The sequence below is a fragment of the Brevibacillus sp. NL20B1 genome (assembly GCF_018195675.1).
GTDB classification, from domain to species: domain Bacteria; phylum Bacillota; class Bacilli; order Brevibacillales; family Brevibacillaceae; genus Brevibacillus; species Brevibacillus aydinogluensis.
The window spans coordinates 93,845-108,152 of the sequence record NZ_JAGTPT010000005.1; the positions used below are offsets into that span (position 1 = coordinate 93,845).

A 14,308-nucleotide genomic window follows, 5' to 3' on the forward strand; every position below is an offset into this window, starting at 1 on the left:
TAAAAAAAACGCCCGCGGTCAAAGGCGTTTTAAGGAAATGGCTTCCCGTATATGCTGGATGTTCTCGATCGTTTGCGCTTCCCGGCGAAGCGAGACCGCCACGTACAACAGGTCGATCAGGAAAAGCTGGGCCAGGCGGGCGGAGAGCGCTTCCGTGCGGAACAACGTTTCCCGCGAAGTTGTATACAGACAGCAGTCCGCCAGTTTTACCAACGGCGATTTTCCGTAACTGGTGATGCCGATCGTTTTCGCTCCCGCGTCCTTGGCCACGTGCAGCGCTTTCAAAATGTCCTTGTTCGAACCGGAGTGGGAAATCCCCACCGCCACATCCCCTTCCCGCAGGAGGGAAGCCGACATCACCTGGTAGTGTGCATCGGAGTGATGAATACAGGGAATCCCGGTGCGCATGAACTTGTGATAGGCGTCCTGGGCGATGGCAGCCGATCCGCCAGATCCGTAGAATTCAATGCGTTTGGCACCCGCCAGCCAGTCAATAATAGTGGACAGTACGTCGCGGTTGAGTATGTGCAGCGTATCGCGCAGCGTCTCCATGTTTGCGGCAAAAATGTTGCCGGCAATCGACAGCACGTCTTCATCGTCCAGGTTGATTTCCTGGTAAATCACCTGCTTGGGGTTGGTTACTTCGCTAGCCAGCGCAATCTTGAACGCCTGGAATCCGCGAAAGCCCAATCGCCGGCAGAGGCGAAAAACAGTCGCATCAGCGCATTCGCACAGCTCGGACAACTCGGTAATGGACAAATGGACAATGTCGCTCGCATGCTCCAGGATGTAGCGGGCCACCTGCTGTTCTTTGCTGCTGAGCTGCGAATAAACGGCACGCAGTTTGGCGAGCACGCTTTCAGAAACACGCGGTGTGGAATCAGGCAACGACATGCACCTCCCAATCGTGCCTTTCTGGTTCACTAACATTCTCGTTCACATTATAGGCAATGTCCGGGTCGAAGTCATTTTGAAAAAAATTTTCTTCATTTATGATGAAACGTGAATATTTTTGTCATATAATACAGCTAGGTTAGATTCTGCAAGTTTGACAACCTGGACACCTGGAGAACCTGGATAAGGAGTGTTTCGATCACAATGCAATTAGCGATGATTGGATTAGGCAAAATGGGATACAATCTCACCCTGAACTTGCTCTCGCACGGGCATGAGGTCGTCGCCTATGACGTCGACCCCGCACCTGCCGCTGAACTGAGCAAGCACGGAGCGATTCCGGCCGCTTCGGTCGAAGAGGCGGTCGCGAAACTGTCTGCGCCGCGTGTCGTGTGGCTGATGGTGCCCGCAGGAGACATCGTGGACAAGCTGATTGACCAACTGTCCGGCCTGCTGTCCCCCGGCGACATCGTGATTGACGGCGGAAATTCCAACTACAAGCAGTCGGTTGAGCGTTATCACAAGCTTAAGCAAAAGGACATCCACTTCCTCGACGTCGGCACAAGCGGCGGCATGGAAGGGGCGCGGCACGGCGCCTGCATGATGATCGGCGGGGACAAGGAGGCGTTTGCCCATATCGAACCGATGGTAAAGGATATCACTGTTGAAAACGGCTACCTGTACGCAGGGGAAGCAGGCAGCGGACACTTCCTGAAAATGGTGCACAACGGCATCGAGTACGGCATGATGCAGGCGATCGGCGAAGGCTTTGAGGTGCTGGAGAAGAGCGGCTACACGTTTGACTACGCCGAAGTGGCGCGCGTCTGGGCAAACGGCTCCGTCATCCGCGGCTGGCTGATGGATCTGACCGAGCGGGCCTTCCGCAAAGACGCGAAGCTGGACAGCATTCGCGGCGTCATGCACTCCTCCGGCGAAGGCAAATGGACGCTGGAGACGGCACTGGACCTGCAAGTGGCAACGCCAGTGATCGCGATGTCCCTCTTGATGCGCTACCGCTCGCTGGAGGAAGACACCTTCCACGGCAAAGTGGTGGCTGCCCTGCGAAACGAATTTGGCGGACACGCCGTAGAAACGAAATAGAAAACAGCCAGGCCCGAGGTAGCACCTCGGGCCTGTTTGCATGGTTTCGCCGGCTGGCCTTATGTTCTCTTTTCCCCGCCCTTTTTTTCGTTCGCGCATTGGGCGGCTTGATCAGGTCAGCCAGCGCATCAGGGAGAGAACGCTCGCCGTTTTTTCCGTTTATTTCTTCTGCTCCGATTGGACCGCGATGCCGTTGCGGATCAGCAGCGCGGCCGTCACGCCCACTCCGGCCTTTTTATTGCCGGAGAACGTCCCGTCATAGACAAACGAACTGCCGCAGGAGGGACTGTTTTCCTTCAGCACGGCGGACGTGGCCCCCACCGCCTGCGCCAGCTTGAGCGCCTGCCTGGCCCCGGCGAGAAACGCGTCCGTCACGTCGCGGCCGTTCCGGTCGATTACCCGGGCCTTCCCGTCCAGGACGTCAAAACCGTCGCCGCCGACGATCTCCGCCGGCGTGCGCGGCGTCGGCAGACCGCCCATCTGCTCGGGACAGACGGGAATGGCCTTGCCTTCCTTGAACAGCGTCTCGGTTTCCGCGTCCAGACAGGCGCGCTGGTCATATCGGCACTGACAGCCAATCAGACAGGCACTGACGATTTTCACTGTCACCAGTTCCTTTCCTCATTTCGGTACCAGGGACCAGGGTTGTCCACACCGCAAACATCCTCCAGCCGGATCGGCCTTTTGCGATTGGGGATTCACCGGATTACAGCCGGCGCAGCTTGACGCTCTGGACCATGTGATCCGCCCCTTTTTCCAAGATCAGTCGGGCGCGTCCCCGCGTCGGCAGGATGTTTTTCCGCAGGTTGATGCCGTTGATCTCCATCCAGATGCTCGTGGCCACCTCTGTCGCCTCTTCGTCGGTCAGGCTGGCATAGCGGCGGAAGTAAGAGGCCGGGTTGGAGAAGGCCGTCTCGCGCAGCAGCTTGAACCGCTCCACGTACCACTTCATGATGTCCTCTTCACGCGCGTCGACGTAAATGGAGAAGTCGAAAAAGTCGGAGACGAAGACTTCCGTGACGCGGCGCTGTTTTTCGTCGATCGGCGTCTGCAGGACATTTAGCCCCTCCACGATCAAGATATCCGGTTCGCGGACCACTTGCCACTCGCCGGGCACGATGTCGTACACCAGATGGGAGTAGACAGGGGCAGCCACTTCCGGCACGCCGGACTTGACGTCGGACAGAAACGACACCAGCCGCTTCGTGTTGTAGCTTTCCGGAAACCCTTTGCGCTTCATCAGGCCGCGCTCTTCGAGGACGCGGTTGGGGTAGAGAAAACCGTCCGTGGTCACCAGGTCCACTTTGGGATGATTGGGCCAACGGGATAAAAGCGTTTGCAAAATGCGGGCGGTTGTGCTCTTGCCGACTGCGACGCTGCCGGCGATGCCGATGATAAACGGAACCTTTTTGTCCTGATTGCCGAGGAATGTATGCGTTGCATGATACAGTTCCTGGGTGGCCCCCACATACAGGTTCAACAGCCGGGAGAGCGGCAGGTAGATGTCCGCCACTTCCGACAGGGAGAGCTTTTCGTTCAACCCCTGCAGACAGGCCAATTCTTCGTCTGATATGGTAAGCGGCGTGGAAGCCCGCAGTCCTCTCCACTGCTCGCGACTGAATGTGATGTAAGGAGATGCCATGGGAACCGTACATCCTTTCTCGTTCTTGTCCATTAGATGTTCCACAATAGTGTACCACCTGCGGCCGCTTTTTGGGAACACGTGAGGTGCGTCTCTCGGCAAGAAAGGTGCATACCATTCCTGGCCTGCACGATCAGCATGGAGAACATGGGCGTCACCATTTGTTTGGCGAAAAAAATCCCCCCTTTGGCCTTATCGCAGCCCAGGGGGGATTTTTCACGGCCGCCTGCCGAGAAACGCCTGCAGCATCCAGACGTGTTTTTGCAGGCTGGTGCTGATCTCAAGGAACATGTCGCTGGTCGCCTGGTCATTTGCCTGTTCGGCGATGGACATTCCCTCCTCCAACTCGCGGATGAGCTGCCGGAAGTCGGCGACTACCGCCTGAACCATTTGTTCCGCAGTCTCCCCTCCCGCCGCTTCGCGCAGGGTCGACTGCTCCAGACAGGCTTTCATCGTCGAGACCGGCTGTCCGCCGATTGCCAGCAGCCGTTCCGCCAGTTCATCCACGTAGCCGGCCGCCTCGTTGTACAGTTCCTCAAACTTTTCGTGGAGCGTGTAAAAGTGGGGTCCTGTCACATACCAGTGGTAGTGGTGCAATTTTATGTACAGGACGCTCCAGTTGGCAACCTGTTTGTTCAACACATCTGTCAGGGAAGGGCTTTTCACTCCTGTCACAGCAGTGCTCATTCGGCGTCACTTCATCCTTTCCTCGCATGAAGATGCTACAGAACGATGTTAGTATTACGCTGGGAACTGCTGTTTATTCCGCCGGTGATGCTGCGGCCTGACGCCGCCAACATCTCCCCGTCCCTGACAGCAATCCGGCCTTCCGCAAGTACGCCTGATTGGCCCCTTTACCGGACGACCGCCTCTTCGACGATCAGCCGGCAGCCTGTCGCGTCAAGATACGCCTGCACGCCAAACGGCAGGGCGGCGTTGTTTTCGCCGTGGCCCGCCTGCAGGTTCCAGATCATCGGCTTTTGATACGGCGCGATCATGTTGGAAATGACGTCGAGGACGGTGAAGCTGTCCTGTTTTTTCGACGTGCAGTTGTTCCACGTGCCGAGGATGATCCCGGCGCACTCCGCAAACGTGCCGGCCAGCGCCAACTGGGTCAGCATGCGGTCCACCCGGTACGGCTCCTCGTCCACATCCTCCAGGAAGAGCAGCTTGCCTTTTGCATCCACCTGGTAGGGCGTGCCCGCCAGCGCCGCCACCAGCGAGAGATTGCCGCCGACGATCTCGCCGCACGCTTCTCCTTCCACCAGGCAGACGATCTCCTCCCCCGGCGGGTTGACGATCTCGCCCAGCGGCTCGGTGCTGGTCATGGCGCGCAGCAGACATTCCCGCGTATACGCGTTGGTCCCGCTGAGCAGTCCGGGCGATGCGTTGGGACCGTGCAGGGTCGCCAATCCCGCCTCCTGCCGGAGCGCCGTGTGCAGCGCGGTGATGTCGCTGTACCCGATGAACAGTTTCGGGTTTTGCGCAATCATGTCGTAATCGAGAAGATGCAGGATTTGCGGCGAACCGTAGCCACCGCGCAAAGCCATCACGGCGTCGACGTCGGGATCGGCAAACATCTCGTTCAGTTCGGCTGCCCGTTGTTCGGGCGTTCCCGCCAGATAGCCGCCATAGCTGTCATAGCAGGTTCTTCCCAGTACTACCTTGAATCCCAACGCTTCCAGCTCAGCTTTGGCCTTGTGTACGCTGTCGATTGTTTTCGGAGGACTTGCCGGGGCGATGATCCCGATCGTATCCCCTGGTTTCAGTGCGTGTCCCTTGTTCATCCGGAATTCTCCTCACTGATTGATACTTTTGGTCCGCCCTGCCGTACCCCTGACCGCCATTTTTTGAAAAGTGCGTCACACCAGCACGTACCGGTTGGTCGGCCGGCCGACGCCGCCGTATGCCACGTCCCGTTTCACCCGTCCGCTCTTTTCCAGGTATTCAAGGTAGCGGCGCGCCGTCACGCGGGCGATACCGACCCGCTCTGCCACCTCTTCCGCCGACAGCGGCTGCTTTTCCTGGCGCAGATGGCGGACAATCTGCTCCAGCGTGTGCATGTGCAGCCCTTTCGGCAGCGTCTCCAGCTCCCGGGGGCTTTTCGCGGCGGAGCGGAACAACAGCTGGTCCACCTCCGCCTGGGAGACGGTGCCCTCCTGCTCCAACTGCTGGCGAAACGCCCGGTAGTTTTCCAACGCCTGCTGAATGCGCTCAAACTTGAACGGCTTGATGATGTAATCCATCACGCCGTTGCGGAGCATCGCCTGGATCGTCGGTTTGTCCTTGGCCGCCGTTATCACGATCACGTCCACCGCCTGATTGGCTGTGCGCAGTTTCTGCAAGGTGCGCACGCCGTCCAGCACAGGCATGAAAATGTCCATGATCACCAGGTCAGGCTTCAATTGTTCCACCAAGGCGAGTCCTTCCGCTCCGTTGGAGGCCGCGCCGACCACGCGGAAAGACGGCACCCGTTCGATAAACTGCCTGTTCACTTCCTGCACCATCGGGTCGTCCTCGATGACGACCACGCGAAATGGGTCGCCCATCTACGCTTCCGCCTCCTTCATCGGAAAGGTAATCAAAAAGCTCGTGCCTTCGCCTGGCTGCGACTGGCAGCTCAGTTCGCCCCGCCCCTTCGCCACCAACTGCTGCACCAGGTAGAGGCCCAGGCCGCGGTTCTTCCCCGCCTTGGTGGAGAAGCCGCGCTCCAGCATCCGCCGCCGTGTCTCGTCATCCATGCCGATGCCGTTGTCTTCCACCAGGATGGAGCAGATGTCATCATCCTGTTCGATGCTGACGTAGACTTCCTTGTCGTGTTTGTCCGTCTGCTCCAGAGCGTCAAACGCGTTTTCGATGAGATTGCCGAGGATCAGTACGAAATTGTGGTGATCCATGTACGGCGGGAAGCGCTCCAGATTGCTGCGCCGGTCGATGACGAGGCGAATGCCCAGTTCCTTGCCCCTGCTCACCTTGCCCAAAAGCAGGCCGGAAACGCTTTCATCCGTGATTTTGGCCGAGAGAAATGCAGTCAGCTCTTCCTGCTGTTCGCTGATTTCAAACAGGTACTGCAGCGCCTTCTCTTTCTGATTCAACTGCAAAAGTCCTGCGATTGTGTGCAGCTTGTTCATGTACTCGTGGTTTTGCACGCGGAGCGCGTCGACGAATGCCTTTACGCCGGTCAGCTCTTCCGCCATCCGCGCCACTTCGGTCCGGTCCTGGAAAATGGCCAGCGCTCCGACGACTTTCCCGTCGGTCCTGATCAGAAAGCGGTTGGACCAGATCAGCGCCCCTCCGACGTGCAGTTCGTGGTCGTAAAAGTTTTGCTGCTTCTCCAGCACTTCCGGCAGCGCGGTATCGGGAATCACCTCGCGGATCGGTCTGCCCAGCACGTCGTCTTCGATGTTGAAAATCTGTTTGGCCTTGTCGTTGACGATCGTGATCCGCTCCTGCGTGTCGATCGCGATCACGCCCTCGCGCATGGCGTGAAACGTGGCGGTGCGCTCCACCAGCATGCGGGCCAGTTCTTCCGGCTCCAGGTTGAGCATCTGCCGTTTCATGTGACGGGCGAGCCGGTACGAACCCCAGATGCCAAACAGCAGGGAGAGAAAAAACGTGATCGCGATGTTTTCCCGCTGGTCGTAGAGGATCTGCGGGATGCTCGGCAGCAGATGGCCCACCATGACCACGCCCACCTGCTGGTGATCGGTGTTCATGATCGGCACGTAGGCCCGCAGCGCCGTTCCCAGCTCCCCCCGCACCTTGCGGATGTAGGTGTGCTCGGCAAACGCCTCCTCCGCGTCTTTGCCGAGAAAGACGGTGCCGATGCGCTCGTCCAGCGGATCGGAATAGCGGACCCTGTTCATGTCCATGACCACCACGTACGTCACGTCGTTGACGATGCGAATCCGCCGTGCGGTCGGAGCGATGGTCCGCCAGCCGTCCGGTTCCCGGATGCTTTTCTGGATGAGCGGGATTTCCGCCACTGTCCGCGCCGTGGTCATCAGCCGCTGTCCCAACTCCGCCTCGGTCAGGCGAATGATGCTGCCCACGATGATGATGCCGCCGATCAAGAGGGAAAAAAGCACGATGCCGACTGACAGCAGCATGATTTTCCACTTAATTTTCAGACGCTTGAACAGGAGTGTTCTTCCTTTCCGGTAGGTTTGCCTGCTACCATATATTTTGGTACAGTACGTGAAGCAAATCAACCGATGGTAAAGCAGGTGTCGGCCCGTGAGATCAATCGCAAGCATTGTCGCGTTCGTCCTGTTGGGCCTGCTCAGCGCCGTGATTATCGGCTTTCGCAGCGACCTGCCGTTTGCATCGCTGGGATACGACGAGGAGCAGGAAGGGCTGAGCGAGCGCATTATCATCAAGTTCAGCCATGTGGTAGCGGAAAATACGCCGAAGGGTCTGGCCGTGGATCGTTTTTCCCAACTGGTCAAGGATAAGTCCAATGGCCGGGTGGAAGTGCAGGTATTTCCCAACGGTATCCTCCACTCCGACCAGACGGAGATGGATGCGCTGCGGCGCGGCGACATCCAGATGATTGCTCCCGCCTTTTCCAATCTGGCCAACCGGATTCCGGCGTGGTCGGTGCTGGACCTGCCCTACGTGTTTCGCGATCAGCAGGATGTTGAGCAGGCCTTTCACGGGAAGATCGGCGGGATGCTGTTTGAGACGCTGGAGCCGCTGAACATGAAGGGACTGGCCTTTTGGAGCAACGGCTTCAAGCAGATGACCAGCAACAAACCGATTCGCACGCCGCAGGACTTCGCCGGCCAGCGCTTCCGGATCATTCAAAGCCCCGTGCTGGAAGCGCAGTTTCGCACGCTGGGGGCGACAGCCCAGGGGGCTCCGTTCAATGACGTCTACCGCAAGCTGGCGAACAACGAGGTGGACGGCCAGGAAAACACCATCTCCAACATCTACAGCAAGCGTCTCTACCAGGTGCAGAAATACATGACGGTCAGCAACCACGGCTATCTGGGATATGCCGTGATCATCAACAAATCGTTCTGGGAGAAGCTTCCCCCCGACGTACAGCGCGTGCTGACCGAGGCGTTGGAGGAGGCGACGGCCTACAGCGACCAAATCGCCGTCTCCATGAACGAGCAGCAGTGGAAGCAGTTGACCAAAGAGAGCAGCATGGAAATCCACGTGCTGACACCACAGGAGCAGGCCGTCTGGAGGGAGGCGCTGCAGCCGGTGTACAAATCATTTGCCCCGATGATCGGTTCGGCGTTAATGGACGAGATCAGCAAACTGCACAGGCAGCAGTAAACACGTGCGTTCCCTCTCCCTGGCCCCGAGGAAATGCGTCTTCCCCAACAAAAAAGACAGGCCAAAACGGGGAAAGCACCGTCTTGGACTGTCTTCATGCACTCTCTTCACAGCGTCAGGCCAGGCGGCAGCTGGCTGCGCGGTTATTCCTGTTTCGTCGGCTGGACCGCTGTTCGCGGGGCGACAGGCTCGACGCCGTCCGTTTCGCCGGACTCCACGTAGTGTTTGAGCATCGCCAGCTTGTTCTCCCAAAACCGCTCGTAATACGCAAGCCACTGCTTCACTGCGAGCAGCGGTTCCGGATCAAGCCGGTAGCGCGTCTCCCTGCCGACTTTCCTCCCTTTGACCAGGCCGGCTTCGGCCAAAATGCGCAGGTGTTTGGAAACGGCCGTCCGGCTCATCGGAAAGTGTCCGCTGATCACGGTGACCGGCAATTCCTGATCCCCCAGCAATTTCAGCAGCTGGCGGCGCGTGGGATCGGCAATTGCCTGAAAGACGTCATGTCTGGACGGCGCCGCAGCCATGTCAGCCCTCGACATACTTACCCAGTTTTTGGATAATGCCGGTCCAGCCCTGATTCATGCGGTCGCGCACGATCGTGTGCGGTTCGCCGAATTCCGTGACAGTATCGGGATTCCAGCCGGAGTGGATCAGCGTAAACTCCGTTTTCCCGCCGAGGTCTATCAGTTCAAACGTAATGATCCAGTCTTTCCCCCAGTGAAACGACAGACGGTTGGGAGGGTCCACTTCCGTCACCTTGCAGGGGGACATGCCGAACGGACCGGCATTTATGTGAAACTCGTGACCGACCACTGGTTGAAAGTCGTTTGGCATGAACCATGCGGCGAGACCTTCCGCCGTGGCAACGGCTTCCCACACTTTCTGGATCGGTGCATGGAACACCTGGGTGTGTCGAATGTCCGGAATGGTTTGCGGGGTTTTGTTCTCCATCGTCGTACCTCCTGATATGTGTGCTTCCCTTTTTCCTGGGGCAAACCCGAGCGGAACTCTTGTACGCAATACGAAACCAAATGGTTTCCTTTTTTGATTTTATGACACCTTTTGGTTTCATGTCAATCATAGGACCGAGATGGCTCCGATTGGTTGTTTCGCCCCGTTCACTTATATCTTGCTCGTTCCCCCGCTTTTACAGTCCCCGATTCGACAGCGCAGCGGCCCGGAGTTCAGTAGAGCAAAAGAGACGCTCTGCAGCGACCAGTCCACCTAGTTGTACGACTTCTCAAAAATCATAGTATTCCTGTATACTTAATCGTATATATGTTGGACGCGGCCCGATTGTTAATGGTCGGTGAATGACGCAATTTTGAGAGAGGTGACAGCCACGATGTATGAACTGTTAAAAGAAGTGGGACGCGGCAAACGCGGCGCAAAAGACCTGACGTACGAACAGGCAACGATAGCGGCAGAGATGTTTCTCAACGGCAGCGCGACACCCGCACAGATGGGCGCGTTTCTGATGGCGGAGCGGATCAAATCGGAGTCGCTGGACGAATTGGCGGCGTTTGTGGAGGTGTTACGCCGGACCATGTCGCCCGTCTCGTTTCCGGACAGTCTCGATTGCGCCGGTCCCTACGACGGGCGGGGAAAATCGTTTATGGCCACGCTGCCTGCCGCCTTTGTACTGGCTGCTTGCGGGCAGCGGGTCACTCTGCACGGCAGTCCATCGCTGCCGCCCAAGTGGGGCATCACGCTGACGGACGTGTTAAAGACCGCAGGCGTATCCGTGGATGCCGCCGACAGGCAGGCGCTTTTGTCGGCTGCCGAGCGCAGCGGCGTCCTGATTGTCCCCACGGAAACGTGGTGTCCCGCGCTGCACAAGCTGCGCCCCCTGCGGCTGGAGCTCGGCGTCCGCACCCTGTTCAACACGGTGGAAAAGCTGCTGCGGCCAGCCGACTCTCCGTCCATGGCCATCGGCATCTTCCACGGCACGGTATTTGAAAAAGTGGCGGAACTGCTGCTCCGTCTCGGAGTGGAACGGGGAATCGTCGTGCAGGGCATGGAAGGCTCCGAAGACGTGTCCGCCGCCAAACCGAGCCGCGCCTTGATCGTGGAAAACGGCAGCTGTCGTCCCTTCGTCGTCGATCCGGCCTCGCTCGGCTTGCAGGCGGAAGCGCCGGATACCGACTGGACGCCGGAGCTGCAGCGGCAGACGGCGGAAGCGGTGCTGAACGGAACAGCCGAACCTGCCTACCGCAACATGGTGCTCCTAAACAGCGCCCTGCGGCTGTGGATCACCGGGCGCGTCCCGACCTTGGATGAAGGTGTGGCCGCGGCCCGCCAGGCGCTAGATTCCCGAGAGGCTTGGGACCGGTACAGACAGTGGCTGGATGCAGCCGCACCATCCGCAGCACCCGCCGCTTCCGCTCGCGATGCAGGCCATATCGGCACCTGATGTCGAAAAAATTCCCCGCACCCATACAGCCCTTGGCTTGCCGGATTGGCGGGCCAAGGGCATTTTTCTTGTCTCCGCTCCCCGCATGCTCTGTGACCAAAAAGACCAAAACAACCAATATGACCGTATCATTTCCAATATTCCAGCAATTCTTTAGAATGCAAGTACAGAGAATGTAAAGCGCTTTCATTGTGCGTAAAAGGGAGGGGACTTATGCGTATTTTTAAAAACCTGACCGTGCAGGTCGTGATCGCCATTATCCTCGGTATTCTCGTCGGCCAGTTTGCGCCCAAGTTCGGGGCTGAACTGAAAGTGTTGGCAGACGTATTCGTCAAGTTGATCAAAATGGTCATCCCGCCGATCGTCTTCTTCACCGTCGTCAACGGCATCGCCGGCATGGGCGACATGAAGAAGGTGGGAAAAATCGGCGGCAAGGCGCTGATTTATTTTGAAATCGTTACCACAATCGCGCTGGCCATCGGCCTGGTCGTGGTCAACATCATCAAGCCGGGCGTCGGCTTTGACAAGACCGGCCTTAGCGGCGCTGACATCTCCAAGTACACGAAAGCGGCTGAGGAGACCAGTCACGGCTTTATCGACTTCCTCGTCGGAATCATTCCGGACAACGTGGTCAACGCCATGGCCAAAGGCGAACTGCTGCCCATCCTGTTCTTCGCCGTCCTGTTCGGCCTGTCGCTCGCAGCCATGGGCTCCGCCGCCCAACCGGTGATCAACCTGTTTGACAAGCTGGCGCACGGATTCTTCGGCGTCGTCAACATGATCATGAGAGTCTCCCCGCTCGCGGCATTCGGAGCGATGGCCTACACCATCGGCACCTTTGGCCTCGACTCCCTGAAACGACTGGGCCTCTTGATGGGGTCGGTCTACATCACGATGTTTTTGTTCATCGTCGTGGTGCTGGGGCTGATTGCCCGCTTCTTCAACTTTAACATTTTCTCGTTTATCAAATACATTCGCGAAGAAATCCTGCTGGTGTTGGGCACTTCGTCGTCCGAATCGGCGCTGCCCCGCATGATGGAGCGTCTGGAAAAATACGGCTGTTCCAAATCGGTTGTCGGTCTGGTCGTGCCCACCGGATATTCGTTCAACCTGGACGGCACGTCCATTTACCTCTCCATGGCCGCTCTGTTCATCGCGCAGGCATACGGCGTCGACCTGTCCGTCTGGCAGCAGCTGACCCTGCTCGGCATTTTGATGCTCACGTCCAAAGGGGCAGCCGGCGTCACCGGCTCCGGTTTCATCACCCTGGCGGCAACGCTGGCCGCGTTCCCGATGATCCCGGTCGAGGGCATCGCGCTCCTGCTCGGTGTCGACCGCTTTATGTCGGAAGCCCGTGCCATCACCAACCTGATCGGCAACGGCGTGGCTGCGGTGGTCATCGCCAAGCACGAGAACGAGTTTCATCCGCCTGCCCTGTCGGACGAAAAATCGCCGGCCATTTCGGCATAACGGGCGCCACTGCGTTCAATCAGCACTGAAACCTCCCGTTTTCGGGAGGTTTCAGACTGAAGACAAACGGTTCATTGAGTTAGCGTCCACAAAAAATGATTTCCAGGCCGAAAGGCGTGCCTATTCATCAACCAAAGCGAAAAGACAATGGGCATCGCATGGCGGGATGGGCCAAGCGAGCTCCTTTGACGACCGACTCAGTGAAAAAACGAAGACGCGGGAATCAACAGGGGACACAAGTCTCACTTCCTCGAAATACCCAGATGTTTGTCCCCTGCCCGCGTCTCGTTTTGGAGCCGACTTCATCCGCTTCTGTGCTGGGCGTCAAGCGAGCGAGCGGGCCCGATCTCTCATGCGCTGCGGACGAGTGGTCAAAGGCGTATTCGTCAGAACAGCAGCGACAGCAGTTCCTCACGCGACCATTTTCCGAAAAACGGCTCGATGTCGATGCCAGCAAGCACATCCGCCACCGCTTGCTTGTCGTATGGCACGCCGCGAAGCACGGCCTCGATTTCCGACACGTCCCTCATTCCGAAGAAGTCCCCGTAGATTTTGGCTTCCTTGATGCGCCCCTTCTCGATCTCCAACCGCACCTCCACCGTCCCGATGTCAAACCGGCGGGACTGCCGGAAGTTGCTTTTCGGCGATTTTCCGTAATTCCACTCCCAGCTCTGGTAGCAGGAACGGGACAGCTCGTGGATGTTCGCCCAATCCTCGTCGGTGAGCGGATATTCCTCCACCGGTTTGCCGTCGAAGATAAAGACGAGCAGCTCCTTCTTGAACTCTTCGATCGTCATCGGGCTGGGCAGAAATTCCGAAATGTTGGCGACCCGGCTGCGAATCGACTTGATCCCTTTTGACTGGATTTTTAGGGGATTCACGTTCAGCGCGGAGACGACACGCTCCAGGTCGGAGTCAAACAGCAGCGTGCCGTGGCTGAACATGCGTCCTTTGGCGGCGTACTGGGCGTTGCCGGAAATTTTCCGCTCGCCCACCTGGATGTCGTTGCGGCCCGTCAGCTCCGCGTCGACGCCCATCTGGCGCAGAGCGCGAACGACCGGATCGGTAAACTTGCGGAAGTTGTGAAAGGACTCCCCGTCGTCATTGGTAATAAAACTGAAGTTGAGGTTGCCGAGGTCGTGATAGACGGCGCCGCCTCCCGACAGCCGGCGCACCACGTGAATCCCGTGTTCGTTGACGTAGTCGGCATTGATCTCTTCGATCGTATTCTGGTTTTTCCCAATGATGATGGACGGTTCGTTGATGTAAAACAACAGGTAATCTTCATCGGCAGGCAGGTGCTTTAAGGCGTATTCCTCGATTGCCAGGTTGATGCGGGGATCGGTGATTCCTCGATTGTCGATGAATTTCATGTGCGTTCCTCCTTTGCGGACTGATGACTGTCAGCTTGTCCGAGCAACAGTATGACAAACGTCCACTTGCCGCACAACACATCCCCCCAGCCCCCTTTTGGTTGTGGGTTGTCGTGCTGGCGGCATCAA

Annotated in this window: 14 protein-coding genes; 4 read left to right on the top strand and 10 right to left on the bottom strand. The window is 58.0% G+C overall.

Annotated elements, in window-relative coordinates; genetic code table 11:
* Positions 1-18: 18 nt before the first annotated feature.
* On the bottom strand, positions 19-888 hold the full coding sequence (locus tag KDN35_RS05310; protein WP_249178935.1) for a MurR/RpiR family transcriptional regulator: 870 nt from the start codon (positions 886-888) through the stop codon (positions 19-21).
* A 210-nt stretch (positions 889-1,098) separates the two neighbouring features.
* On the opposite strand from KDN35_RS05310, the gene gnd reads away from it, so the two are divergent.
* Positions 1,099-1,995, top strand: coding sequence for a phosphogluconate dehydrogenase (NAD(+)-dependent, decarboxylating) (gnd, locus tag KDN35_RS05315; RefSeq protein WP_171565798.1), 897 nt, complete (start codon positions 1,099-1,101; stop codon positions 1,993-1,995).
* Positions 1,996-2,154: 159 nt separating this feature from the next.
* Here gnd and KDN35_RS05320 read toward each other — a convergent pair whose 3' ends face one another.
* The 6 genes from KDN35_RS05320 to KDN35_RS05345 all read right to left on the bottom strand — a co-directional run bounded on the left by KDN35_RS05320 (position 2,155) and on the right by KDN35_RS05345 (position 7,746).
* On the bottom strand, positions 2,155-2,598 hold the full coding sequence (locus tag KDN35_RS05320) for a 2-thiouracil desulfurase family protein (protein WP_212132334.1): 444 nt from the start codon (positions 2,596-2,598) through the stop codon (positions 2,155-2,157).
* 103 nt (positions 2,599-2,701) lie between these two features.
* Positions 2,702-3,637, bottom strand: coding sequence for a type I pantothenate kinase (gene coaA / locus KDN35_RS05325; protein WP_171565799.1), 936 nt, complete (start codon positions 3,635-3,637; stop codon positions 2,702-2,704).
* A 216-nt stretch (positions 3,638-3,853) separates the two neighbouring features.
* Positions 3,854-4,324, bottom strand: coding sequence for a Dps family protein (locus KDN35_RS05330; protein WP_212132303.1), 471 nt, complete (start codon positions 4,322-4,324; stop codon positions 3,854-3,856).
* Positions 4,325-4,491: 167 nt separating this feature from the next.
* Positions 4,492-5,424 carry a S66 peptidase family protein gene (locus tag KDN35_RS05335; RefSeq protein ID WP_212132304.1) on the bottom strand — a complete coding sequence of 311 codons (933 nt, stop codon included), beginning with the start codon at positions 5,422-5,424 and terminating at the stop codon, positions 4,492-4,494.
* Positions 5,425-5,499: 75 nt separating this feature from the next.
* Positions 5,500-6,186: a response regulator gene (locus tag KDN35_RS05340; protein ID WP_212132305.1), complete on the bottom strand. Its 687-nt coding sequence runs from the start codon at positions 6,184-6,186 to the stop codon at positions 5,500-5,502.
* Positions 6,187-7,746, bottom strand: a complete 1,560-nt coding sequence (locus KDN35_RS05345; protein WP_212132306.1) for an ATP-binding protein — start codon at positions 7,744-7,746, stop codon at positions 6,187-6,189.
* A 127-nt stretch (positions 7,747-7,873) separates the two neighbouring features.
* Here KDN35_RS05345 and KDN35_RS05350 point away from each other — a divergent pair, with 127 nt between their 5' ends.
* A complete protein-coding gene (locus KDN35_RS05350; protein WP_171565804.1) occupies positions 7,874-8,923 on the top strand; it encodes a DctP family TRAP transporter solute-binding subunit in 1,050 nt (349 codons plus the stop codon).
* 143 nt (positions 8,924-9,066) lie between these two features.
* Here the strand turns inward: KDN35_RS05350 and KDN35_RS05355 are convergent, their stop codons facing one another.
* Together KDN35_RS05355 and KDN35_RS05360 are read right to left on the bottom strand one after the other, a co-directional pair.
* A complete protein-coding gene (locus KDN35_RS05355) occupies positions 9,067-9,447 on the bottom strand; it encodes an ArsR/SmtB family transcription factor (protein ID WP_212132307.1) in 381 nt (126 codons plus the stop codon).
* Position 9,448: 1 nt separating this feature from the next.
* On the bottom strand, positions 9,449-9,874 hold the full coding sequence (locus KDN35_RS05360; protein ID WP_212132308.1) for an SRPBCC family protein: 426 nt from the start codon (positions 9,872-9,874) through the stop codon (positions 9,449-9,451).
* Between the two features lie 394 nt (positions 9,875-10,268).
* On the opposite strand from KDN35_RS05360, the gene KDN35_RS05365 reads away from it, so the two are divergent.
* Positions 10,269-11,336, top strand: coding sequence for an anthranilate phosphoribosyltransferase (locus tag KDN35_RS05365; RefSeq protein ID WP_212132309.1), 1,068 nt, complete (start codon positions 10,269-10,271; stop codon positions 11,334-11,336).
* Positions 11,337-11,549: 213 nt separating this feature from the next.
* Complete coding sequence (locus tag KDN35_RS05370) at positions 11,550-12,806, top strand: dicarboxylate/amino acid:cation symporter (RefSeq protein ID WP_171565808.1); 1,257 nt, start codon at positions 11,550-11,552, stop codon at positions 12,804-12,806.
* A gap of 386 nt (positions 12,807-13,192) precedes the next feature.
* Here the strand turns inward: KDN35_RS05370 and lplA are convergent, their stop codons facing one another.
* Complete coding sequence (gene lplA / locus KDN35_RS05375) at positions 13,193-14,179, bottom strand: lipoate--protein ligase (protein ID WP_212132310.1); 987 nt, start codon at positions 14,177-14,179, stop codon at positions 13,193-13,195.
* Positions 14,180-14,308 lie beyond the last annotated feature (129 nt).